The 26,449-nt window shown below is 35.6% G+C and carries 21 protein-coding genes and 1 pseudogene; all 22 read right to left on the reverse strand.

The genetic code is table 11. From position 1 onward, the window contains the following. Window positions 1-2: 2 nt before the first annotated feature. A pseudogene (locus HMPREF2603_RS05450) lies at window positions 3-767 on the reverse strand (tyrosine-protein phosphatase). 149 nt (window positions 768-916) lie between these two features. Next, window positions 917-1,318, reverse strand: coding sequence for a VOC family protein (locus HMPREF2603_RS05455; RefSeq protein WP_002480626.1), 402 nt, complete (start codon window positions 1,316-1,318; stop codon window positions 917-919). Window positions 1,319-1,821: 503 nt separating this feature from the next. Next, window positions 1,822-2,013 carry a hypothetical protein gene (locus HMPREF2603_RS05460; RefSeq protein WP_060803941.1) on the reverse strand — a complete coding sequence of 64 codons (192 nt, stop codon included), beginning with the start codon at window positions 2,011-2,013 and terminating at the stop codon, window positions 1,822-1,824. A 26-nt stretch (window positions 2,014-2,039) separates the two neighbouring features. Continuing rightward, a complete protein-coding gene (gene pyrE / locus HMPREF2603_RS05465; RefSeq protein ID WP_023015755.1) occupies window positions 2,040-2,651 on the reverse strand; it encodes an orotate phosphoribosyltransferase in 612 nt (203 codons plus the stop codon). 1 nt (window position 2,652) lies between these two features. After that, on the reverse strand, window positions 2,653-3,357 hold the full coding sequence (gene pyrF, locus HMPREF2603_RS05470) for an orotidine-5'-phosphate decarboxylase (protein WP_060803940.1): 705 nt from the start codon (window positions 3,355-3,357) through the stop codon (window positions 2,653-2,655). After that, on the reverse strand, window positions 3,357-4,274 hold the full coding sequence (locus tag HMPREF2603_RS05475) for a dihydroorotate dehydrogenase (RefSeq protein WP_057511010.1): 918 nt from the start codon (window positions 4,272-4,274) through the stop codon (window positions 3,357-3,359). Before HMPREF2603_RS05475 ends, pyrF begins: the two co-directional genes overlap by 1 nt. Further along, complete coding sequence (locus HMPREF2603_RS05480) at window positions 4,271-5,035, reverse strand: dihydroorotate dehydrogenase electron transfer subunit (protein WP_060803939.1); 765 nt, start codon at window positions 5,033-5,035, stop codon at window positions 4,271-4,273. Before HMPREF2603_RS05480 ends, HMPREF2603_RS05475 begins: the two co-directional genes overlap by 4 nt. A 57-nt stretch (window positions 5,036-5,092) precedes the next feature. After that, window positions 5,093-8,266 (reverse strand): carbamoyl-phosphate synthase large subunit, encoded by a 3,174-nt coding sequence (gene carB, locus HMPREF2603_RS05485; protein WP_023015758.1) that lies wholly within the window; start codon window positions 8,264-8,266, stop codon window positions 5,093-5,095. Then, the gene (locus tag HMPREF2603_RS05490) at window positions 8,259-9,359 is read right to left on the reverse strand and encodes a carbamoyl phosphate synthase small subunit (protein WP_060803938.1); all 1,101 of its coding nucleotides are present in this window, start codon (window positions 9,357-9,359) and stop codon (window positions 8,259-8,261) included. The genes carB and HMPREF2603_RS05490 overlap by 8 nt, the downstream gene beginning before the upstream one ends. A gap of 6 nt (window positions 9,360-9,365) precedes the next feature. Beyond that, window positions 9,366-10,637, reverse strand: a complete 1,272-nt coding sequence (locus HMPREF2603_RS05495; RefSeq protein ID WP_002480618.1) for a dihydroorotase — start codon at window positions 10,635-10,637, stop codon at window positions 9,366-9,368. After that, complete coding sequence (locus HMPREF2603_RS05500) at window positions 10,624-11,532, reverse strand: aspartate carbamoyltransferase catalytic subunit (RefSeq protein ID WP_060803937.1); 909 nt, start codon at window positions 11,530-11,532, stop codon at window positions 10,624-10,626. Before HMPREF2603_RS05500 ends, HMPREF2603_RS05495 begins: the two co-directional genes overlap by 14 nt. A 30-nt stretch (window positions 11,533-11,562) precedes the next feature. Continuing rightward, window positions 11,563-12,864 carry a uracil-xanthine permease family protein gene (locus tag HMPREF2603_RS05505; RefSeq protein WP_060803936.1) on the reverse strand — a complete coding sequence of 434 codons (1,302 nt, stop codon included), beginning with the start codon at window positions 12,862-12,864 and terminating at the stop codon, window positions 11,563-11,565. Between the two features lie 221 nt (window positions 12,865-13,085). Further along, window positions 13,086-13,613 (reverse strand): bifunctional pyr operon transcriptional regulator/uracil phosphoribosyltransferase PyrR, encoded by a 528-nt coding sequence (gene pyrR, locus HMPREF2603_RS05510; RefSeq protein ID WP_002480615.1) that lies wholly within the window; start codon window positions 13,611-13,613, stop codon window positions 13,086-13,088. Between the two features lie 535 nt (window positions 13,614-14,148). Then, the gene (locus HMPREF2603_RS05515) at window positions 14,149-15,000 is read right to left on the reverse strand and encodes a P-loop NTPase family protein (RefSeq protein ID WP_060803935.1); all 852 of its coding nucleotides are present in this window, start codon (window positions 14,998-15,000) and stop codon (window positions 14,149-14,151) included. Further along, a complete protein-coding gene (gene cas2, locus HMPREF2603_RS05520; protein WP_002480613.1) occupies window positions 14,997-15,314 on the reverse strand; it encodes a CRISPR-associated endonuclease Cas2 in 318 nt (105 codons plus the stop codon). The genes HMPREF2603_RS05515 and cas2 overlap by 4 nt, the downstream gene beginning before the upstream one ends. A 24-nt stretch (window positions 15,315-15,338) precedes the next feature. Further along, entirely contained in the window at window positions 15,339-15,989 is a 651-nt protein-coding gene (gene cas1 / locus HMPREF2603_RS05525; protein ID WP_261676369.1) for a type II CRISPR-associated endonuclease Cas1, read from the reverse strand. 213 nt (window positions 15,990-16,202) lie between these two features. Continuing rightward, window positions 16,203-20,237: a type II CRISPR RNA-guided endonuclease Cas9 gene (cas9, locus tag HMPREF2603_RS05530; protein WP_060803934.1), complete on the reverse strand. Its 4,035-nt coding sequence runs from the start codon at window positions 20,235-20,237 to the stop codon at window positions 16,203-16,205. Window positions 20,238-20,492: 255 nt separating this feature from the next. After that, window positions 20,493-21,410 carry an RluA family pseudouridine synthase gene (locus HMPREF2603_RS05535; RefSeq protein ID WP_002480608.1) on the reverse strand — a complete coding sequence of 306 codons (918 nt, stop codon included), beginning with the start codon at window positions 21,408-21,410 and terminating at the stop codon, window positions 20,493-20,495. Between the two features lie 12 nt (window positions 21,411-21,422). Continuing rightward, window positions 21,423-21,905, reverse strand: a complete 483-nt coding sequence (lspA, locus tag HMPREF2603_RS05540; RefSeq protein WP_002480607.1) for a signal peptidase II — start codon at window positions 21,903-21,905, stop codon at window positions 21,423-21,425. Window positions 21,906-22,034: 129 nt separating this feature from the next. Further along, on the reverse strand, window positions 22,035-22,520 hold the full coding sequence (locus HMPREF2603_RS05545; RefSeq protein WP_060803933.1) for a CHAP domain-containing protein: 486 nt from the start codon (window positions 22,518-22,520) through the stop codon (window positions 22,035-22,037). A gap of 6 nt (window positions 22,521-22,526) precedes the next feature. Then, entirely contained in the window at window positions 22,527-23,321 is a 795-nt protein-coding gene (locus HMPREF2603_RS05550) for a VOC family protein (RefSeq protein WP_060803932.1), read from the reverse strand. Between the two features lie 178 nt (window positions 23,322-23,499). Continuing rightward, on the reverse strand, window positions 23,500-26,247 hold the full coding sequence (gene ileS, locus HMPREF2603_RS05555) for an isoleucine--tRNA ligase (protein ID WP_070501991.1): 2,748 nt from the start codon (window positions 26,245-26,247) through the stop codon (window positions 23,500-23,502). Window positions 26,248-26,449: the final 202 nt, after the last annotated feature.

The following is a 26,449-nucleotide window of genomic DNA, read 5'->3' on the forward strand; positions in this document are numbered from 1 at the left end:
TTTTAAAATATCCAACCTTTAATTTTTTGACTATCAGGAATAAGCGGTTCACGCTTATCAATTTCTTCGTTTTTAATAATTGCTTCTGCATTCTTGATTAACTTCATCATAGATTCACAAAAATCCAATAACACTTCTTCTTTAAATAAAGACTTCATCATAAAAGGTCTAGCTTCAAAGTCATGCGCATCAGATGCGATAAAATGAGCAAGATTGCATTTCATTAGTTCATTCGATACATCTTGAATTCCTTTACCAAAATCCCCTACTAAAGACGTTGAAGTAATTTGACTTAATGCTCCTTGCTGAACTAAGTTATATAAAACACTCATATCTTTCAACAAAGCGATATTACGTTCAGGGTGTGCAATGATGGGAATATAACCTAAATCCTGTATATTTTGAAACATTTGATACGTATAATCAGGAATGTCGTTAGGAGGAAACTCAATGAGTAAGTATCTGGACTTGTTTAAACCACTTACCTTTCCGGATTTAATATCTTCAATTAAATTCTGATGAATTCTTACCTCTTGTCCTGGATAAATTTGAATTCCTAAATCTTTAAACTCTTTTTATTTACATAATCTTTTTATTTTTAACTTTACTTTATCAAAAGAATTATCGTATTTATTAGTATAATGAGGTGTTGCAATAATTTTTGTTACATTTTCTTTTTTAGCTTGTCTTAATAATTGAATAGCCGCTTCTTCATCTCTTGGTCCATCATCTGCATCAATTAATATATGATTATGCATATCTATCATGGGTATCACTCCAAAATTCAGACTACCAATCTATCTTTTTAAATGGCGTTTGTTCATAACTCACCTTCATTATATTCTTCTTTCATAGCTAGCTGTAAATAAAAAACAACCCACCTATCAGATGAGTTGTTTACATATCATTGATGAAATTAATCCATTAATGCTAGTTGGAAATTCACACCGAAGCGATCTTGTATCCATGCGAATTCTCTGTAAGGTCCAAGCTCAGTTTTGGCCATTAAAATGGCACCGCCGCTTTTTAATCCACTGTATAGACGTTCCATTTCCATAGCATTATCTACTGTCACAAATAAAGAAATAGATGGATTCATCGGTATTTCAGTTCCATTAGAATTATCAATCGCCATAATAATTTGGTCTTTTAAACGAATAATTGCGTGTTGGACTGCACCCGCTTCTCCGCTTCCAAACTCATCATACTTCACCATTGAAACCACTTCACTGTCTTCAAATACTGAAGTATAAAGTTCAATCGCTTCTTCAGCTTCATTATTAAACATTAAAAATGGTGTTACCTTTGGTATTTGCACACTATCCCCTCCTCATAGACTTACTATTTACTAATCACATAGTAATTTAAAATTAAGCAACTTAAAAATCACTATTTTGACACTTAAAACGATACATGAATGACTATACAAAAGCAACTCAACCTATACATAGAACTGCCTTAATTGAAATTGTGTTTTTCCTTAAAAGGGTTAACTTAAGCTAACATTGTGAAAGACCAAAAGTGAATCAAACAGTACCTTTTTCTATATGTATGACACAATTCATAGTATAATGACTTTATTCCAAAACAATGAGTAAATCTTAATCAGATGATTGAATGAATGGAGGTCTATGATGTCTCACTTTTTCTTACCTATTTTAGCAATGTTAGCAGTGATTATTATCGGTTATATCTTTATTAAAATATATTTACGCTAGTCTATCTGTCACTTTTGACTTAGACGCGTTTTTCTTAAAATTTAAAAATCCGCAATCATAAGCTCAAAATGAGTGTTCATGATTGCGGATTTTGTCGTTTGTTTTAAATTAAGCCTTTTTCTTTTATATCTGTTTTACATTTCTTGAATATGTTTTTCTCGTGTTCATTCGATAACCATTGATTTTCATCTTGATCATGATTATTGACCGGCTCACGGTAATCTTCATTTGCGGATAAGAACTTATTTAAGTGCGCAAATGGTTTATGAGCAGTTTGTGCATGTGTATTGGACATGGCTCATCCCTCCATCCAATTCCATCTTATGCTAAATTGTCTCTCCATTCAACTAAAGATTGAATATCAGACTCAGAAATTTTTCCTTGTTCTTTAGCCACGTCGATTAATTCGTTGTAGTCACTTAAAGTATAGAACGGAATATCAGCATCTTTAAACATTTGATCCGCTTTAGCAAGACCATACGTAAAGATTGCGACTACACCTAATACTTCGGCGCCAGCTTCTCTTAATGCTTCTGCAGCAACTAAAGAAGAACCGCCTGTTGAAATTAAGTCTTCAACGACTACGATTTTTTTACCTTTACTTGGTGCACCTTCGATTTGGTTTTGTTTACCATGGCTTTTACTTTTAGAACGTACATAGCTCATTGGCATATCTAATTTTTCAGAGATGAACGCTGCATGAGGAATGCCCGCTGTCGCAGTTCCTGATACAATTTCAGCATCTTTGAAATGTGTTTGAATCAATTCGATTAAACCGTCACGAATCGCGTTACGAACTTCTGGATAACCTAATGTAACACGGTTATCACAATAAATCGGAGATTTAATCCCTGAACTCCATGTAAATAAATCATTCGGTGATAGTGCAACTGCACCAATATCTAACAATGATTGCGCAATTTGTTTTGACATCTTAACCTAACCAACTTTCTTTAATATGATGATAACTTTCAACCGGATTGTCACTTTGTGTGATTGGACGACCTACTACAATATGTGTAGAGCCCATTTCACGTGCTTTGTCTGGTGTTGTAATACGTTTTTGATCGTCTTGTGCGTAATGTGCTGGACGAATACCTGGTGTTACTTTCAAGAAGTCTGAACCTAATTCTTTTGTCAGTAATTCTGCTTCTAATGGTGAACATACTACGCCATCTAAGCCAGCTTCTTTAGTTAAACGTGCATAGTTTAATACAGCCTCTTCAATTGAAGTTTGGATGTTTTGTTCTTTTTGCAGCATTTCTTCTGTTGTTGATGTTAATTGTGTGACCGCAATAATTTTAGTGTCTTTGTTAACGCTACGTAAGCCTTCAACTGCTTGGCGCATCATTTCAGTACCGCCTGCAGCATGTACGTTTACTAAATCTACATTTAAACGTCCTAAACCAGCCATCGCTTGTTTGACTGTATTTGGAATATCATGCAGTTTTAAATCTAAGAAGATTTGGTGGCCGCGTGCTTTAATTTTGTTGATTAATTCAGGGCCAGTTTGATAATAAAGTTCCATTCCGATTTTGATGTATAAAGGTTCATCAAATAAATCTAAGAAATTTTCTACTTCTTCAGCCGTCGCAAAGTCTAATGCGATAATCGGTAAAGGTAAATTACGATTTACCATTATTTAGTCACCTCAAAAGTCCTTTTGTACAATTCATTGATATGGTTTACACCTAAGTCGTCGAGCAATGCTGGCAGTTCATCAATGATTTCTTTACATACCATTGGATTTTGGAAGTTAGCTGTTCCAACTGCTACCGCATTCGCACCCACTGAAATATAGTCTATAACATCTTGTGCGTTTTGAACACCGCCCATTGCGATAATTGGAATATCTACAGCTTGTCTGACTTGATAAACCATTCGCATTGCGACAGGTTTGATTGCTGGTCCGCTTAAGCCACCGACTGTATTTGCGATAATTGGACGCCCTGTTTTCGCATCAATACGTAAGCCGACTAATGTATTAATCATTGTTAAACCATCCGCATATTGTGCGATTGCTTTAGCCATTGCGACAATATCTGTTACGTTTGGTGAAAGTTTCACGTATACAGGCACTTCAGAAACTGCTTTAACTTTACGTGTCAATTCAGCAGCAACTACTGGATCCACACCAAACTGCATACCGCCTTCTTTCACGTTCGGACAAGAGATGTTTAATTCCAACGCTTTCACGTTTGGTGCTTTTGAAATATGTTCAGCCACGTATACATAGTCTTCTTCAGTAGAACCAGCAACGTTTGCGATAATCGGTACATCAAATTGTTCTAACTTCTTAAGTTCATGTTCAATAATGTGATGCACACCAGGGTTTTGTAACCCAATCGCATTAATCATACCACTATCAGTTTCAGCAACACGTGGTGTTTCATTACCATAACGTGCTTCTTTCGTAGCGGCTTTAATCATAATGGCACCCAGTTCACTTAAGTCATAAAATTGACTGAACTCAGCACCGAAAGCAAAACAACCGCTTGCTGGCATAATCGGGTTCTTTAACTCTAATCCTGGAATTTCTACATTTAATCGACTCATAGGATGACTGCTCCTTTCTCAAATACAGGTCCATCTGTACAAACTTTGACATAACTTGTTTCAGATTCAGGTGTATGGCAGACACATGCGTAACATGCACCGATACCGCAACCCATGCGTTCTTCAAGTGATAAGAAACCTTCAACATCTGCTAATTTGTCATGTTCTTTAATGGCTTTTAACATCGGTTTAGGTCCGCATGTATAGTAAATATCATAATCTACCGGCAACTCAGAAATCACATTTGTCACAAAGCCTTTTGCTCCCATTGTGCCATCTTCAGTCACAATGTGTGTTTCACCTAATTGCGCAAACTCATCTGCGTAGAAGACATCTTTTTTACTTCTGAAACCTAAAACATGTACTGTTTCAATACCTTGACGATTCAGTTGTTTAGATAGTTCATATAAAGGAGGAACACCGATACCGCCGCCCACAAGAAGCGCTTTACGTTCTGCTTTTTCAACAGGGAAACCATTACCTAAAGGTGCAATAATATCAATCGCATCATTCTCACGCATTTGAGACAGACGTTGTGTCCCAGCACCTTCTGCACGATATAACATCGTAAAGGTTTCAATTTCAGGTTCGATATGACAAATTGAGATCGGACGTCTCAACATATGCAGTGAACCTTCACCTACTTTAATATGAACGAATTGTCCAGGTTGTGTCATTTTACGTGTCACAGGTCCTTTTACTTTAATTTCAAAAATGCGGTCCGCAATTTCTCGATTGGATACGATAATGTTTTGTTCCACTGTTAAATCCTCCTTTTAATCTTGAATCTATCTTCATTATAGCCACTTTAACTACTTTTACATACTTCTCATTGTGAATGTCATACTTTCAATCACATTCGTTAACGCATTCGCTGTATCTAATGATGTTAAACATGGCACACCATTTTCTACAGACGCACGTCTGATTTGGAAACCATCTCTTTCAATCGTTTTCCCTTTTGTCATAGTGTTAATGACAATTTGTACGTCACCATTTTGAATGCGATTTAATAAATCATCTTCACCGCCGATTTTACCCACTGTTTCAACCGGAATATGATTTTCAGCTAATTTCGCAGCTGTACCTGAAGTTGCGAGTACTTTATATCCCACTTCATGTAAACGTTTGGCGATTTTAACCATTTCTTCTTTATCTTTATCACTGACAGTAATTAACACTGTACCATGATCTTTTACTTCCACACCGCTCGCAGTTAAACCTTTGAACAATGCTTTTTCTAATGTTAAATCTTTACCCATGACTTCACCTGTTGATTTCATTTCAGGTCCAAGCGTAATGTCGACATTTTTCAATTTATTAAAACTGAATACTGGCGCTTTAACATAAACGCCCTCTGAATAAGGTTGAAGTCCTGGTTTGTAACCTAAGTCACTGAGTTTTTCTCCTAAGATGGCACGCATCGCAAGTTGTGCCATTGGAATATCTGTAATCTTACTTAAGAACGGTACTGTACGACTTGATCTTGGGTTCACTTCTAAGACATAGACACCATCATGTGCTAATACGAATTGGATATTGATTAAACCGATAATATCCAAGCCTTTCGCAAGTTTCGTTGTATAAGCTTCTAAAGTTTGAATCACTTCATCAGATAACGTTTGAGGCGGATAAACTGCGATAGAGTCACCTGAGTGCACCCCTGCACGTTCAATATGTTCCATAATACCTGGAATAATCACTGTTTCCCCATCTGAAATCGCATCAACTTCAATTTCTTTACCTGTTAAGTAACGGTCAACAAGTACAGGATGTTCAGGACTCGCTTTTACAGCTTCTCTCATGTAGTTTTCTAACTCTGCATCATTATACACGATTTCCATCGCACGGCCACCTAATACATACGATGGACGTACAACAACTGGATAACCGATTTCTCGTGCATTGTCTAAAGCTTCTGCAGGGGAAGTTGCAGTTTTACCTTTCGGTTGCGGTACATCGATGGTATTTAATAGTTCTTCAAACTCTTTTCTATCTTCAGCACGGTTTAAATTCTCTAAAGATGTACCTAAGATTTGTACACCGTGTTTCGCAAGTTTTTCTGCTAAATTGATGGCAGTTTGGCCACCGAATTGAACTACAACACCTTTAGGTTGTTCGAGTTCAATAATGTTCATGACATCTTCTTCAGTTAATGGTTCGAAGTAAAGTTTATCTGAAATTGAAAAGTCAGTTGACACTGTTTCAGGGTTGTTGTTGACGATGATTGCTTCATAGCCTGCATTTTGGATTGCCCAAACGGCATGAACTGTCGCATAGTCGAATTCAACACCTTGACCGATACGGATCGGACCAGAACCAAGTACAATCACTTTTTCTTTATCTGTTACGATGGATTCGTTATCTCTTTCATATGTTCCATAGTAGTACGGTGTCGCAGATTCAAATTCTGCAGCACATGTATCTACCATTTTGTATACTGGTTTAATATCATTTTCATGGCGGAGTCGATAAACATCTTCTTCTTCCATATCAAATCTATGTGCGATGACTTTATCGCTGAAACCATAGTCTTTCGCATATTTAAGATATTCGATATCACCTTTATGTGCTTTTAATTCACGTTCGATATCGATAATATGTTGGAATTTGTTAAGGAAGAAGTAATCGATTTTAGTCATCTCGTGAATTTCTTCGAGTGTTGTACCACGTCGAATCGCTTCACCGATGAAGAAAAGACGTTCATCATCTTGTTGTAAGATACGTTCTTTTATGTAGTCTAAATCGTAACTTTCTCCATTCGGTAATCCTAGATGATGGACACCATATTCTAATGAACGAATGGCTTTTAATAATGATTCTTCATACGTACGGCCGATGGCCATAACTTCACCTGTTGCTTTCATTTGTGTTCCAAGTACACGTTCGCCTTTTTCAAATTTATCAAATGGGAAACGTGGAATTTTAGAAATTACATAATCTAATGCTGGTTCAAAGGCCGCATAAGATGTGCCTGTGACAGGATTTAACATTTCATCTAATGTTAAACCAACCGCAATTTTAGCTGCTAATTTCGCAATCGGATAACCTGTTGCTTTTGATGCTAAGGCTGATGAACGTGATACACGTGGGTTAACTTCAATGATATAGTAATTCATTGAATATGGATCAAGTGCTAATTGTACGTTACAACCACCTTCGATACCTAAAGCACGAATAACTTTTAATGATACATCACGTAACATTTGATATTCAACATCTGTCAAAGTTTGACTTGGCGCAACAACGATAGAGTCACCTGTATGGATACCAACTGGGTCGATATTTTCCATATTACAAACCACAATGGCGTTATCGTTTTTATCACGCATTACTTCATATTCAATTTCTTTAAATCCTGCGATAGATTTTTCAATCAAACATTGTGTAGCTGGGCTATAATGCAAGCCGTTTGTCACAACTTCTTTTAATTCTTCGTCGTTATGACAAATACCGCCGCCTGTACCACCCATTGTAAATGCTGGACGTACGATTAATGGATATCCCACTTGTTCTTTAAACGCAAAAGCTTGTTCTACGGTGTGGACGATGTCACTTTCAGGAACAGGTACATCTAAGTCATTCATCAAACTTCTGAATAACTCACGGTCTTCTGCTTGTTGAATTGAGCTTAATTTTGTTCCTAATAAACGTACATTGTTCGCTTCTAAAACACCGCTGTCATGAAGTTGAATGGCCATGTTCAAACCTGTTTGTCCACCAAGTGTTGGTAAGAGTGCATCAGGTTGTTCTTTACGGATGATACGTGCGATAAAGTCGTGTGTTAAAGGTTCGATATAAACTTTATCTGCAATTTCTTTGTCAGTCATAATTGTTGCTGGGTTTGAATTGACTAAGATAACGCGGTAACCTTCTTCTTTTAAGGCTAAACACGCTTGTGTACCGGCATAATCAAACTCTGCAGCTTGACCGATGATGATAGGTCCTGAACCAATCACTAAAATGGTTTTGATGTCATTATTTCTAGGCATTGACTGTACGCTCCTTCGCTTTGAATTCTTTCATCATATCAATGAATTGATCGAATAAGTAATTTGAATCAGTAGGTCCTGGGCATGCTTCTGGATGATATTGTACTGAAAAAGCAGGAAGCGTTTTATGTTTTAATCCTTCCACTGTGCCATCATTTAAGGCAATATGTGTGACTTCTAAATCTGTGTGTGCAACTGAAGCTTCATCAATTGCGTAACCATGGTTTTGACTTGTTAAAGCAATTTTTCCTGTTGCTAAGTCTTTAACTGGATGGTTTGCACCACGGTGACCAAACTTCATTTTGAAAGCTTCGGCACCTTGTGATAATGCAAATAGCTGGTGACCTAAACAAATACCGAAGAATGGAATTTTTCCTAAGATACCTTGAATCATTTCCACAGCTTCTGGTACATCTTCAGGGTCTCCTGGGCCATTCGATAACATAACACCGTCAGGTGACATGCCAAGAATAATTTCAGCTGGTGTATTGTATGGCACGACAGTTACATTACAACCGCGTGCGTTAAGTTCTCTAACGATATTTTGTTTCTTTCCGAAGTCTACCAATACGACGCTTAAGTCTGAGCCAGTTGATACATAAGGTGTTTTCGTCGATACCATCGGTACTTCGTCACGAGAGAGTTCAAATTGTTTAAGTTCTTCTATGAATGCTGGAATATGTTCAGCGTGATCTGTAAAACCTGCTTTAAGTACTCCGTGTTCACGTATTTTACGTGTGATACTACGTGTATCTACACCAGAAATACCTGGAATATCATATTGAACTAATACATCGTTGAAAGTCTTTTGTTGACGGAAGTTGCTAGGATGTGTACTCGCTTCTTTTACGACTACACCACTTAATGTCGGTACTAACGATTCAAAATCATCTCTGTTAATACCGTAATTTCCGATTAAAGGATAAGTGAATGTAATGATTTGACCTGTGTAAGACGGGTCAGAAATTGTTTCTTGATAACCCGTCATTGCTGTGTTGAAGACAATCTCACCTTTAGTCAGATTGTCTGATCCCAGCTTTCTTCCTTCATAAATTGAACCATCTTCAAATACAAGATATCGTTTTTCTAACATTGTTGTTTATTCCTCCTTGAATGCCACTTCTCCAGCTACCATTGTTAATACAGGGTTGCCGTATACTTTATAACCGATGAATGGTGTGTTGCTTGCTTTTGAATGGAAATCTTCTGCTTTGATTTCTCTCTCTTCTTCTAAATCGATTAATGTTAAGTCTGCTGTTTTGCCTTCTTCTAGGATGCCGTATGGCAAGTCAAAGATCTGTGCAGGTTTAATTGTTAAGTAGTCAACTAATTGTTGTAATGACCAATCTCCATTTTTTACAAAGTGTGTGTAAAGTAATGGAAATGCTGTTTCACTGCCGACAATACCGAATGGTGCTTTTGTCATTGGTTGTGCTTTTTCATCAGCTGCATGTGGTGCATGGTCAGTTGCGATACAATCAATTGTGCCGTCTAACAATCCTTCAATCAGTGCATCTCTGTCTTCTTTACTTCTTAAAGGAGGATTCATTTTGTACATTGCGTTGTCACCAGGGACATCGTCTTCTGTCATTAATAAGTGGTGCGGTGTCACTTCAGCAGTGACTTTGATACCTGCTGCTTTCGCATCACGGATAGCACGTACACTTTCTTTTGTTGAAACGTGACATACGTGGTAGTGACAATCTGCTGCTTCAGCTAATAATACGTCACGTGCGATTTGTACAGCTTCACAAATGTTTGGAATACCTGGAATACCTAATTCTTTACTGCGTTTCCCCTCGTGCATAGCGCCGCCGTAGATTAAACTGTTATCTTCACAGTGTGCAACCACTGCTTTGTTTAATTTGGCTGCTTGTTGCATTGCTTCATACATTGTGCCGGCTGTTTGTACCCCTACACCGTCATCTGTGAACGCAAATGCGCCGTGCTCAGCTAACCCTTTGAAATCAACTAATTCGCTGCCTGCTTGTCTGATTGTAATTGAAGCGTATGGTAATACACGAACGCGTGCGTTATCTTCAATTAATTTGTTGAGTTTTTCTAAATGTTCAACTGTATCTGGTACTGGGCGAGTATTCGGCATTGGACAAACTGTTGTGAATCCACCGCGTGCTGCTGCTTTTGTACCTGTTTCAATTGTTTCTTTATGTTCTCCGCCTGGTTCTCTTAAATGTACGTGTACATCAACTAAGCCAGGTGCTGCGAAGCGACCTTTTGCGTCGATCACTTCAACTTCTGAACCTACTGTGATTTCTGGTGCGATTTCTTTTACTTTGTCGTCTTCTACTAAGATAGAAGCCTCTGTTAATTTCCCGTCTTTTAATACTTTTGCATTCTTAATTAGCAACATCGATAAGAACCCCTTTCTGTTGTTCCGCTATAATATGGCTGATGACTGACATACGTAAGAACATGCCGTTTTTCATTTGTTTGAAGATACGTGCTTTTGGCGCTTCTACTAATTCTGTATCAATTTCAACGCCTCTGTTCACTGGTGCTGGGTGCATTACAATTGCGTTTGGTTTCATGCGGTTGTATCTTTCTTTTGTTAAACCGTATTTTTCATGGTATTCATGTGGATCAAAGTTTAATTCTCCGTCATGTCTTTCGTGTTGTACACGTAATAACATCACAATATCCGTTTCTTCGATGACATCATCAATTTTGACATATGGTGCATCTAGAGTATCGTCAATCCATTCATCTGGTGCTGCGAATTTAACGTTAGCACCTAAAGCTGTAAGTGCTTGGTAGTTACTGCGTGCTACACGTGAGTTTTTAATATCTCCGCAGATTAACACGTTCAAGCCTTTGAATTTTTTGTATTCTTCATAGATTGTCATGATGTCAAGTAAGCTTTGTGTTGGGTGTTGACCACTGCCGTCTCCGCCATTAATGACTGGGATGTTTAATCCTTCTAATTCTTTGTAGTAATCATTTTGTGGGTGACGGATAACTAATGCGTCTACACCGATGCTTTCTAAAGTTTTGCATGTGTCATATAATGACTCACCTTTTTTAACAGATGAAGTACTAGTTTCAAATGGAATTTCTTGCATACCTAAGCGACGTTCTGCCATTTCGAAGCTGCATTTTGTGCGTGTTGAGTTTTCGAAAAATAAGTTTGCTACGTATGTGTCATTTAATTTATGAACTTTCTTACCTTGTTTATATTCGATTGCTGTTTCGATAAGTGAATAGATTTCTTCATTTGATAAATGTTCCATAGATACTAATTGTTTCATTGTTAATTCCCCCTAAGAATTGGATAAAGTTTATTTATTTGATGTTTCCGGTTTTACTTTAGGTAAAATTAGGTTCAATACGATACCTGAAAGTGCTGCAAGTGCCATACCTTCAACTTTGACGCCGTGAATATCGAACATTAAGTTTCCGATACCCACCACAAGAATAACTGACGCGATTACTAAGTTACGGTTTTCCGAAAAATCTACCTTGCTTTCAACCAGCATTCTTAAGCCGCTTGAAGCGATGATACCGAATAAGAGAATGGATACCCCACCCATGACTGGTGTTGGGATTGATGAAATCAATGCTGTGAACTTACCTACAAATGCCAGGATAATCGCAATGACTGCTGCACCGCCGATAACGTAGATACTGTAAATCTTTGTTATCGCAAGTATGCCGATGTTTTCACCGTATGTTGTACTTGGCGGTCCGCCGATAATACTTGCAAACATTGTAGATACACCGTCTCCGATAATTGATCTGTGAAGACCTGGTTTCTCGAAGAAGTTTCTGCCGACAATCTTGTTGATGACCATTTGATGTCCGATGTGCTCACTGACTGTGACGAATACAATCGGAACCATTAAGAGCACCAGTCCGAAGTGGAAGCTTGGATGATAATCTACAAATGGTACATAGATGTGCGGCCAGTCGAACCATGATGCTTTCATCACTGGTTTGAAATCTACGATGCCGAAGATGATGCCTGCGATGTAACCTACAATGATTCCGATTAAGACTGGAATCAGTGAAAAGAACCCTTTCATGTAGCCTTGAACAACTAATGTTGTGATTAACGTGATCATTGCGACAATCAAGTAAGTAACGTTGTAACCTTTCATGTCTGCAGTATTTTCAAACATTGCCATGTTGGCAGCTGTTGGCGCAAGACTTAATCCGATAACCATGATGACTGGTCCTACTACAACGGGCGGTAACAAATGCATAAGCCAACCGATTCCGCTTAGTTTGATTAAGATTCCGATGATGACATACATCACACCACTCATGAAGAGTGCCACAAGCATGTCTCCTAAGCTGTGTGTACTTAATCCTGTAATAATCGGTGTGATGAAGGCGAAGCTTGAGCCTAAGTATGCTGGAATCATTGATTTTGTAATTAAGATATAAAGCAATGTTCCGATTCCTGATGCAAGCAATGCTGCTGAAATTGGCAAGCCTGTTAGGAATGGTACTAAGACTGTTGCTCCGAACATCGCGAATAGATGTTGTAAGCTGAGGAAGGCCCATTGGCCTGCTTTCGGCTTTTCATTGACATCTAGTACGGGTTTCACCGTTCGCTCAAACATTTGTTCATTTTCCATTTCTCTTTCTTCCTTTCATAAAAAAATCTCTTTACAGCAATCAGCGTGCAAAGAGACATTGTGGGGGAAAGATAAGAAGGTGTTGTCTGTTTGAGATACACGTGTACCTCTTTAGAAGTTGTTTCTTACAAGCTTTGTAGCCTCTCGTGCTAGTATTGTAAGTCGACAACAGTTCTTATCTAACCCTTTGTCAGTCTCTCGTACTGATTTAAAAGGGTAAGCTATTCAATTATAACTGCGTTACGACCATCTGTTTCGTCTACATAGACTAAAACTTCTTCGTCTTTCGCAGTTGGAATATTTTTACCTACGAAGTCAGCGCGTATTGGTAATTCGCGGTGTCCGCGATCCACTAATGTTGCTAACCCGATTTTTTGTGGTCGAGAATGTAGTAAGATTGCATCGAGTGACGCACGTACAGTTCGACCCGTATAAAGCACATCATCAATGATGATAACGACTTTGTCTTTAAGGTCTACATCAATGACATAAGACTTCTCAGACATTTTAGGTGTCGGTAACTCTAAATCATCTCTGAATTGCGTGATGTCTAATGTTCCTGTAGGAACACTTACGTCTTCAATTTGTTGAATCTTCATTTGAATACGTTTCGCTAAAAATTCTCCGCGTGTTTTCACACCAAGCAACACAAGATTTTCAGTACCTTTGTTATACTCTAGAATTTCATGTGCGATACGTGTTAAAGTCCGCTGCATGCCTGCATCATCTAATACAATACGTTCTGTCATTCCCGCACTCACCTTTCCATAAAAAAATCCCGTATCTCAATTGAGAGACACGGGACACGAAGAACATGCGAGATTTACTATCTCAACTATTTAAATCAGTAACTGTTTTGTCGGTTACTTTACTAAATTTGTATGGCAATCAGGGTTGGTGAATTGCGTGTTCATACAAAATTACCTCTTAATAAAGTGTTTACTTAGTTACTTTCTCTAGTTTCAACATGTAAATTATCTGCCTTCGGAGCATCTCTGTACTCTCAATTAAAGACTTACATTAAACTGTACTAAGTTTAACACAGATAGATGAAAAGTCAAAGACATTTCCTAAACAAATATAAAGATTTTTCCATTCAAACAAGCATGATAAATAGTTAAGTTATACCCGCTTGTTTAAATCATTCTAAAAGATCACAATTCTAAAACGAGCTATGTTGGAAGTGTGAATGGTGAGGGTTCTACTTCATTCTAAAAGATCATAATTCTAAAACCTTAAACAACGAGAAATCAAGGTTTTAGAGACCTTTATAATGACAGTAAACTAATATTTGTTCATAAATTGAATGAAGAACTCATCATCAAGATATGGATGTTGGCAAAATTCATGATAAGCTATCATTTTGCTTGTCTTATCCAAATCAGTTATTGTTTCTTTTTCTTTAAACAACAATAACTCTTCTCTTATTTGTTTAGTATTTACCGGTTCTCCATTCATTTTAATAAGCGCTAATGTATCTGACTCGATAATAAAATAAGGATGACTCGTAACAATAATACTAAACATATTTAGAGTCTGCAGATATTTTTTAAATGCCTTCATATCCGAAAGCCCTAAATGAGCTTCAGGAAATAACAAAACCAACACATTTTCTTTTTCTGTTGATGTTAATGTGTCTATAAATAACTTGCGTTGCTCTATCGCATTTAAATCATCTAAATCATTATGAAAGTCTGGTTTAAACATGCCAAGCAACTTTTTCAAAACAATATTAGAGGATTGAAAGTCAACTTGATAACTTTCATTCTTTATTTCTAATGAGTTTAAGAAACTTTCTATCGTTGACTCTACCTTATTATATAATAAATTAGTCGTTTCTTCGTTAAAAATTTGTTGTTCGAAACGATGATATAATGCTTCCTTGAATATTTTACTATCAAAGAGGTTTATATCACCGCACGGAACAATAATTAAGTTTACTTTATTAGGTAATATTGTTTGATAATCATCTGCTACAAGTCTAACGTTTTCATCATAATTTTTAGATTTAGACTGACTATACTTTATAAGTCCCTCAGTTAAAGCATTCAATTTACTAGTATTCTGAAAAGAAATCACATTTAATCTTTGCTTTGCTATTTCAATCGGTTTATTAAATTCTCCAACTAATTTCATAATTCAAGAATTCTTTCTGTTGTATTTACATCATATTTCGTTCTAGGTTCGCCAACTAGATAGGTCATGTCTGAAAATTGTTTTTCAGTGACAATTAACGATTGCACAATTCCATGCGCAGGCAAGTTTTGTTTAAGCTTACTTATTTGATGGTTTAATGTACCTCTATTTAATATCAATTTACAATAAATTGAATATTGACTTCTGACATATCCTTCATTCAACAAAAATTTAACAAACTTTCTATATTCACGTCGTTCTCTCGAAGTTTCAACAGGTAAATCAAACATAATAAAAAGTCTCAAGAATCTCATATTACTCCTTTCAAACACAAATTTTTAAAAGTTGAAAATAGGCATTTTTATAAAGTTTACATCTCCACTTTCCAAAAATTTAAAAATCCCATCCAAATATATTTCAATCGCATTGACTAAAAAGTATTTCTTTTTGTTTAACTTAACTTTCTCATTAAACATGTTTAAAATCGCTCTTTTTTCGTCCTTTTCAAATTGATCGTACACATTTTGCAGAACCAAAAAATCTACCAACGGTCTAAAGACTTCCATAAAATCACATGCTAAGTTAAAAGGGTTAAATTCATTTTTATGTTTTATGCCAATCTCAGTTAAATAACCTTTACTAACAATAGTTCGTACAAATACAGCTAATAATACTTGATAGCCATAATCCAGTCCTGCATTCACAAATTCATCTGAATTTCTAGAAACACCTGAATCTAATATAATATTGAAATAAGACTTTGCGGCTAGTCCCTCTCTATTTGTACTATCATTTAATCTGGTTTCATGAACACAGTTATCAAAGAATGAGGTATCAATATTTCTATAAAAATATTGAATCACTTGTTTTTGTTTAGCAATTTTATTTTTTATAATCCTCTGCCAAAGTAATGATTTATATTCCTTATTCCAGTTCAATTGTTTAGCAATATGCCTAGATTGTTTGTGATGCCCATAAATTGGCACCACAAACGATGAAGGTAAATGTTTTTATCGCATAAAAGCGTAATAATCTTATTTTCAGACAAGGCATTTAATAAATGTCCAGTAATAGAAACGCTTGGATTTTCTATCACCAAGCATAGAATTTCTTGGAGTGGAATTTTATACAATTCATCAGCTTTTACTATTAAATGATTCATTCTCAAGGACAACTTTGATTCTTTAGTAATTATGACAGTCCTAAAGCTCATTTTTAGACTCCGCTAATTTGAAAATAGATTTAGGTTTAGTTGTTTTTAAACCAGTAATAGATTTATATTGTATTTCAGCATTATTTTTAGTATCTATAAATGTGTTTGGCGTTTGTCCATTCCATCGTATCTTTAATTCTTTTGATCTCTCAGCTGAGACTTTAGTCATCTTCAAAACTTCTAATATAGATTGAGTCATTGAGTCGTTAGACTTTTCTGTATTGTTAAACAGATTTTTTATTAAGTTAACCTTTCTATCTCTAGATTGTAATCCAATACTATTTCTGAACTCTTCAATAACTTTTTCTGCAAACTGATTATAAAACTCTACTTTTTCTTGTTCTGTCATATTATTATATGGACTTAATGCCTGTTTTATTTTACGTTGCATTGCGATATCAAACTCTAATTGTTTACCATTAATGCGTTCATATGCAGAAACAAATAAGAATGGATGTCCATTGACAAGAAGTGTATCGCCCTTATTAATACTAAATAGATATTGTACTTTTTTAATGTCTAATTTAGGAAATGCTTTTCGAACAATTTTCAATGCACGTGTATTCATATCTACATCAGCATTATTTACATATTCAAATACCGTTTCATTAAATACGCCGTAACCTATTAACTCTTGATCTTTTTTAACATAAGTGTAGCTAACTACAATACCACGTTTATTTTTCATTTCTTTATAAATAGCTGTTTTATTTTTATCCGAGTCATACTGTGCAGTCGTATTTTTAGGAGAAAAAGCACTTTGTTTATAGAATGCACTTTCTGTACTTTCTACTTTTCTTGAATAATTGAACTTAAAATTATCTAAGTCAAATATCAATTTAGAAATCATACCTTCCCCATGTTCATTAACATAGTTTTCCATACGCTTAAACAGGAAGAATTCTCTTTTCTTATTATTCTCAGTGAATTCACCCAATTGTCTCCATTTTTCACGCACTTTTTCCCACTTGAAGTTAAATTCAAATAAATTAACTTTAGGATAAAAGACACGAGCAGCTTGATATACGAAACCATTTAAATACGCATCTACCGCATGATGCCAATCGTTAAGTTGACGAATTTTAGGTATATCAAATTTACGTCTTAATTCAGAAACGACGTTTGCTTTCATAGGAACGACAGTAGTTGATGGATATTCTTCTGTTAAGAAGTCACTTACATGAGAAATAATCTGTCTTGTTTCAACAAGTTGTCTTTGAATAAAACCTTCTTTATCCAAATCATTAAATTCTTTCTTCATTAATTTTGAAAGCTTACTACTGCTAATTAGGTCGTTTTCATATAGCATCTTCCAAAATGGAACAAGTACATGATTATCAAAAATTTCCAGCGGCATTTTATCGCCTGATTTTTTCTGGTTAGCACTTTGTATAACAAGCACTTTATTGTTAATACTATCGTCCTTTACAAATGTTCTCGGTAAAATATGATCTATTTCATAGAGTTGATTATTCGTATCTGACAATAATCTTTCTAAATCTATCGGCTTCTTGGTATACATACATTTACCGTTTTGATGAATATAAAGCCATAATTTAGGATTAGAAAAATCTAAATCAGGATAAGCTTTTATTTCTTCAAACAAACCTTTGAACTCTTTATTTCGTTTTAGGTTATTCTTTTTAACCAAATCATCCCAAAGTTCGCTACGTGACTTTTGGCGTTTACCTTTTACTTGATCTTCTGTCGCAAATTCAATAATAATTTTCTCTGGTGCACCAAATAAATTGCTAATTTCTCTTACCATTTTTATCGCGTTCCAAATGCCCTTTTTAAGTGCAGGAGAAGTTCTTAATTCAGCAACATCTTTATAAGAAATTTTAGCATTTTTTACCTTATTACTATTTTTAATGAAACAATCAAATCCTAAAGTTTTATCTGTGATAATTTCCATAAAGTTATTTTCTGTACTATACATCAAATCTATTAAAGAACGACCATTCACTTCTTTAGTTAGTAATTTTTCACTTAGTCTTCCCCATCCAGAATAATTCAGTTTAACAATTTGATTAAGTTGTTTCTCAGTAATATTTGGATACTTTTCACCAATTTTCTGTTTCAATATCGCTTTATCTTCAAAGATTGTAACCCATAAAACTAACTCTTCAATCATCTGTCTTTTATTTTCAACAGAACCAAAAATAGCTTTCATATCATTATAAGTAGAGAGTTTTGACGCAAATTTTGAATCATTTTGCGTACCAAACACTTTTAATTTTTGACCACTTGTTTTGTTTAAAGTATTTCTATGTTCAGAGTTTTGCAGTAAGGTGATTAAATCTTTATGCGTGACATTCTTTTTCTTTTGGAACAGATTATGATAAATAAATTGTTTAACTTTAGGATCAAGTCTATGGATTCTATGCTTAGGTTCATTTTCTCCTCTAAGTTGCACATTATTAAGTTCATTGAGTACTTCCATCTCTTGGTATAACAGACTGTGTTTTGGTAATACATCTTCTTCTAACAAATAAGTACACTTACTTGTCATACGTCTGATGAATTTTTCAGCACTCTTAGATTTATCAATAACTTTGTCAAAGTTCCATGGTAAAGCTTGTTCATCTGATTTTCGAATCATCCACGCAAAATCAGATTGCCCATTTTTATTAGTGAGCGGACCTACATAGTATGGAATTCTAAATGAAATTAAATTGATAACTTTACCAATCATCTCTTCAGTAATTTCAGGATAATATTTTTGTTGATTTCTAAGTATATTTTCCGCTTCAAACACATTATTTTGATACGGTATACTCGCATTATCCGTCGTATTTTGGACCACTAAGAACTTTTGTTCATCTATTAAATTTAAAACCTCAGTATATTTTTTAGGCACTATCCCTTTTAAGTCCTTCATCAATTTCGCATACTGATCTTTAGGATGAATGAGATATTGATCAAACTTAGATAGCTTCCCGAACGTTTTCGCATCAGGGTTTTCTTGATATGCTCTCATATCTTCTTTACTTGTCACGAAAAACTCATGATATTTATCATACTTATTTTGATAAACGATATCTTTAATTAACTTCAATTGATTTTTGAAAATCTTATAATCTCTCACTTTGGCTGCAGAGATACTTGTTGCACCTTTTAATATTCTGTCTAACATAATACCCATAAAGAACGTATTAGCCGACTCAATAAAATTCAGTTGTTCGTCTGTAAGAAACTCTGATAAATTTTCATAATAATCATCAGATAACGAAATTGCATCACTCCCTGTAGCACTTTCTTTTATATCTTCTACATTTTCCATATTTTCAAATAAAATACTTTGCTTAAATTTAAGGCCAACTAACATTTTAAATAGCTCTGCATGAGTTTTTGACACATTTCTCTTTAATTCTTTAGATTTATCATTTCTTGTTAACTGATCATCTTTTAAAGTATCAACAATCACTTTAATATCTTTATTGAAAATAGAGCCTTCATATGGATTAATACTTTGATATTGTTCTAACAGCTCTGATAGTTGTGCTTCATTATCAACAGTTTTTCCTTTATCAAAACTTAAATTATTAAATAAGAAATGGCCACGGTACTTAACTAAGTGGTAAAGCGCTAAAAAAATTAATTCTGGTTCAAATTTCTTTTCGGGATGGTTCTGAATGTCTTGTTGTAAATGATAAATCGTAGGATAAGTTTTAGGGTTCTTCCCTAAAGTTTTTAAGACTTCAGATAAACTGCGATGTTTAAAATCCTCATTTGAATTTTTCCATTTATGCAAGTTTAATAATTGGTAATAATTAGGATTCTTTACTAATGGTGCTAAAACTTCCTGTAATAATCCAAGACGTTTAATTCTTCTATTTTTACGTCTTCTACTTGTTCTAAATCCACGCCTTTCAGCTGCTGTATCCGCACCTTCAAATGTAAGCACACCTATCGCATCTTTATCATGGTATTTTAAAATATTAAAATCTAAATCCATACAAGCATAACCAATACTTGCTGTTCCAATATCTAAGCTAAGAATATATGGGTTAGTTTTTTTCATCTCATCACCTATTGTTCACTATTTTTTAAATTATCTCAAAATTCTTTTGTTTTTGAAAGTAATATGTTATTCTATATTTAGAAGTTTACTTCATTCTAAAAGATCATAAATAAGTTAAAACAAGCTTAAAGCGAAAATGTAGCTTAAATGCTAACGTCTTACTGTGTCAGTAAGACTTTTTTTATGCAAAAAATCCCTTGAAACGAACACTTTCATTTCAAGGGGTTTTCTATTAGATATTAAGTTTACTTTTATTTACGCATGTCTAGTGCGAATATCTTCAAGGATTTCCTCAAAGTAATCTGGAAGAGGTGCTTTTCTTTCGATGTATTCACCAGTTACTGGATGTGTGAAGCCGATGACACCTGCATGTAAGGCTTGACCACCAATGTCCATTGTTTTTTTCGGTCCGTATTTTGGATCTCCAACTAATGGATAACCGATGTATTTCATATGTACACGAATTTGGTGTGTACGTCCTGTTTCAAGTTCACATTCTACTAATGTGTAATTGTTGAAGTGTTCTAGCACATTAAAGTGTGTAATCGCATCTTTACCGTCATCGACAACATCCATAGCTTGACGGTCTACTTTATTACGGCCGATTGGCGCATCGATTGTGCCGTAGTCATGTGGAATATTACCATGAACTAATGCCGTATATTTACGCGTTACAGTTTTGTCCATGAGTTGTTCAACTAAACCTCTATGCGCAATATCGTTTTTCGCAACCATTAATAAACCTGATGTATCTTTATCGATACGGTGGACAATACCAGGTCTGATTTCACCGTTAATGCCGCTTAAATCTTTGATTTGGTACATTAAGCCATTTACAAGTGTTCCACTGTAATGACCTGGTGAGGGATGCACAACCATACCTTTAGGTTTATATACAATTGCCACATCTTCATCTTCATAATAAATGTCTAAGTCCAAATTTTCAGGTTGAATATCCGCTTCAACCGTCTCCTTCTCCGTCACTTGAACTTGATCATTCTTCTTCATTTTATAATTCGCCTTCACAACTTTTTGATTCACTTCAACTAAGCCTTCTTTAATCCAATCTTGGATTTGGCTACGTGACCAATCAGAGTTTTGTTCAGGCAAGAATTTATCTATACGTTGGCCAACGTGTTCATCTTCTGTAATCTGAAAATCAAATTGAGTCATTTCAACACTCCTTTACTTCACTTTATTTTTCTTAGAATCAAACAACAACAAAATCAAAATTAAAATGACACCTACGGTCAAACTAGAATCCGCAACATTAAAGATTGGGAAATCATAACCGAAAATATACGTATCAATAAAATCGACCACTTCACCATTTTTCATACGATCGATGAAATTACCTAACGCACCAGCAAATAATAAACTGATTGCCATCTGCATCCAGAAATGACCTCTTGCTTCTTTAACGTAGAAATAAGTAAGTAACCCTAATACAATAATCGTAACTAAAAAGAAAAAGCCCATCTTGCCGCTGAGTATTCCCCAAGCAGCGCCTGTATTACGGTGAGAGGTGATGTTTAAAAATCCTGGAATGACTGAATATGAGTCGCCTACTGACATTGTTTTTACAATATATGCTTTAGTAAATTGATCTAAAATCAGTACCGCTAAGGTCACAAATAACGTGGCACCGATGAAATATGATTTTCTCATGTCTTCCTCCTTGAAGCAGCCAGATAATCTATTGTGTCACCACAATGATGCATACTGACCTTTCACTTCTTCATAACAACATTGTATATTATAACAAATTGCCAGTAGAACAGATACTAAAATTATCAATTAAGCTTCTTTAGTATCTTGTGTCTTTGGCTTCTCTTTTGGATGAATATAATGATAATTTTGAACTTGTTGTGGTTGAATCGTACGTGAAGTCACTTTATGAGGGGCAACGTAATTCATTTCAGTTACATATAATGAACCATCGTCATTCACATGTTCAATGTATGCGACATGACCTTCTTCACCTCTTGGTGATTGTAAGAGTGATGAAGATTTAGGTTGTTGATTCACTGTGTAACCCGCTTCTTCAGCTTTGTCTGCCCAGTACTTCGCATCTCCCCAACTTTTACCAATCATATTACCGTCATCTTTGACTTTCTCAAACACATAATCCGTACATTCTCCATCATCGTACGGATTAATTGCCATAGGATCAGGTTTCATCTGTTCTATATAATGTTCAATCTCATCTTGATGGTCGACTGCCACATATGTTGCTCCACCAAGGACGACCAACATAACACCTGCTGAAATTAGTTTTTTCAATGATTATCAAACTCCTAGATAATTAAATCGAAATGCGATACCGTCCGGTCCTTTTAGCCAAGTATGTGTCGTCTCTGGATAATGGAAATCTACTAATGTTAAACCATACGTATCATCATTTTCCATCCGCTGCATACTAGACATCCAATGATTGACAGCTAAAGTATGATGATAACCGTTTGATGACATAAAGAGTGATGATTTATTCACAAAAGAAGATTCTTCTAATCCAAAGTGTGCTAAGTAATAATCTTTCACTTCAGAAATACGTACCGTCTTCAAATGTAAATTACCAATCATACTGTCATCTGGAATACCTTGCCATCCATCACGTGAACGTAAGTTCATTAGTTTAGAGGCATATAAATGTCTTGTATCCATAATCACACGATTCTCTTTATCAAAATCCCAGGTTTCTTCCGGTTGGTCCGCATAAAATTCAAAGCCATTACCTTCAGGGTCTGTAAAATATAATGACGTACTGACATTATGTTCCGCACCATTTAACGGGATTTCATGTTCCGTTAAGTGTGCCATTAAATCCGCTAAATGCGCGTGCGAACCTAAGCGAATACCGATATGAAATAATCCTGCTTCTGATACTAATGGCTCTCTGCCATCATCTATTTGATGTAAGGTAATGCGATGTTTTGAATCTCCTACTTCATATTGAATAGAAGTATACGTTTCATTAATCACATTTAATCCTAATATCTCTTCATAAAAGTGTTTTAAGTTTTCTTTATCTCTCACATTTAACGTCACACCATTGACGTAATGTTTTTCTCCTAATTGACGCAATGCCGTCGCTCCTTTCTGTCTATTTTCATTGACGTTCCATAAGCGTATTACTCATTATACCGAGTTTTCGACTCAATTACTCAGGATTGGCTCACAGTCTATACATTGAAAAAAGCACTCTGAGGGTTAGTCAGAGTGCTTCATTTTTACTTTAAGCTTTATTTTAACAATGTGTGACTTATAAAGTTTCTACAACTGCTTGGCAACGTGGGCATAAGTGATCTAAGCCGTTTGCTGAACCAAGTTCAGTGCTGTAGTTCCAGCATCTTTCACATTTTTCACCGTCAGCGTGAACAACTTTGATATCGCCGTGATAGTATTCAGTACCATTTTCAACTTTATCTTCTACTTCCACTTGAGATACGATGAATAATTGTTGTAAGTTTTCAAAGTCTTTTAAGAAGCTAGTCGCATCGAAGTGTTCGTTGCTTCCGATGATTACTTTCGCTTCTAATGATTTACCGATAACTTTGTCGTTACGTGCACTTTCTAAAGCACGGTTCACATCGTCACGTAATTTCATGAATGTGTTCCATTTTTCAAGTAATGCTGTGTCTGGTTCAACCACTTTAGGCATATTTGCTAAATGTACACTTTCTTCTTCTACGTGAGGGATATATGACCAAACTTCTTCAGCTGTATGCGCTAAGATTGGTGCTAATAATTTAGTCATGTCGACTAAGATTTGGTAAAGCACTGTCTGCATACTACGACGTTTTGGTGAATCTTGTTTTTCGATATACAAGATATCTTTACCGTAATCTAAGTAGAAGTTACTTAATTCAACGTTGATGAAGTTTTGAACTTCTTGATAGATGTTTAAGTAGTCGAAGTTATCATAGTGTTTGATAATATTCGCTGTGAATTCACGTAAACGATTTAATAAATAACGATCGACTTCTAATAAGTCCGCTTCATCCAACGCATCTGTGCTTGGATTAAAGTCATTAACGTTACCTAACATGAAACGTAATGTGTTACGGATTTTACGGTAAACATCCGCAGTTTGTTTTAAGATTTCATCAGAAATACGTACGTCAGATAAGTAGTCTACACTGCTCACCCATAGACGTGCGATATCTGCACCTTTTTGTTTTACGATTTGATCAGGAACGATAACGTTACCTAATGATTTACTCATTTTCTTACCTTCTCCGTCCATTACGAAACCATGTGAAAGTAAGAATTTATATGGTGATTGGCCACGTGTCGCAACTGAAGTTGTGATAGAAGAGTTGAACCAACCACGATATTGGTCACTACCTTCTAAGTAAAGGTCAGCTGGGAATGACAATTCCGGACGTGTTTCTAATACACCACGGTGTGATGAACCTGAGTCAAACCATACGTCCATGATGTCTTCTTCTTTTGTGAATTCACCATTTGGACTGCCTGGATGTGTGAAGCCTTCAGGTAATAAGTCTTTCGCTTCACGGTCGAACCATACATTTGAACCATATTTTTCAAATAAGTTCGCTACATGATAGATGACTTCTTTATCCATGATGATGTCGCCATTTTCAGCGTAGAAGACTGGAAGTGGTACACCCCATACACGTTGACGTGAGATAACCCATTCGCCACGGTCACGGATCATGTTATAGATACGTGTTTTACCCCAGTCGACTTTGAAGTGTGTTTCTTCAATTGCGTCTAAGATATCTTGACGTACTTTACTGATTGAAGCGAACCATTGTGGTGTCGCACGGAAGATAACCGGTTTTTTCGTACGCCAGTCATGTGGGTAACTATGTGTGATGAATTGTAATTTTAATAAAGAACCATTTTCTTTAAGTAAGTCTGTGACAGCTTTATTTGCTTTGTCATAGAACATACCTTCGAATTGGCCGCCTTCTTCAGTGAAGACCCCTTTATCATCTAATGGGCTGATAACAGGTAAACCATATTTTTGTCCGACAATATAGTCATCTTCCCCGTGTCCAGGTGCTGTATGGACCGCACCAGTACCAGCGTCAGTTGTAACGTGTAAGCCGTTGATAACTAATGATACACGATCAACAAATGGATGTTGTGTTTCAACATATTCTAATTCTTTACCTGTGAATGTTTTTTCAAGTTCGATTGCGTCTTTATCCCAATCTAATGCTTCAGCAACTTCTTCTACTAAGTCAGTACCTACAACATATTTTTCACCATTCACTTTATATTGACCATATTTCAATTCTGGGTGAACTGTGATCGCAACGTTTGAAGGTAATGTCCAAGGTGTAGTTGTCCAGATAATGAATTTCGCATCTTCATCTACAACACCTTTGCCGTCTTTAACGTCAAATGCCACATAGATAGATGGTGAACGTTTATCATAATATTCGATTTCCGCTTCAGCTAATGATGATTCACTTGATGGTGACCAGTAAACTGGTTTTTTACCTTTATAGATTAAACCACGGTCAGCCATTTCACCGAATAAACGGATTTGTGCTGCTTCATATTCAGGTTTTAATGTGATGTATGGATCGTTGAAGTCACCATTCACACCTAAACGTTTGAAGTCTTTCTTTTGAATATCGATTTGTTCTAAAGCGAATTCCTTACATAATTCACGGAATTCAGATACAGGCATTTCTTTACGCTTAACACCTTTTTTCGTTAACACTTGTTCAATTGGTAAACCATGCGTATCCCAACCAGGAACATAAGGTGAATAGTAACCTTGCATTGATTTATAACGTACGATAAAGTCTTTTAAAATTTTATTTAAGGCATGTCCCATGTGTAAGTTACCGTTCGCATACGGTGGGCCATCATGTAAAATATAAGTTTCATTTCCCTTATTTTTTTCTAAGATTTTATGGTATAAATCTTGTTCGTCCCATTGTTTTTGGATTTCTGGTTCTTTCTTTGGTAATCCCCCTCGCATTGGGAAGTCTGTTTTCGGCATCAATAGCGTTTCTTTGTAGTTCATTAATTTTCACTCCTTAAAATATAAAAAAGAACTCTAAGTTCAATTAACAGGGACGATTAACCGCGGTACCACCCTGATTAACTCAACTTAGAGTTCTCTTCATTCTTACCTATATGATTGGATAAAACAGTGATATAAGAATTAAACATATATTAGGCTCGCACCATCCCTAACTCGCTGTTATGTTGATATGTTCACTTAA

This window comes from Staphylococcus sp. HMSC055C03, from assembly GCF_001809385.1.
Lineage (GTDB): Bacteria > Bacillota > Bacilli > Staphylococcales > Staphylococcaceae > Staphylococcus > Staphylococcus simulans.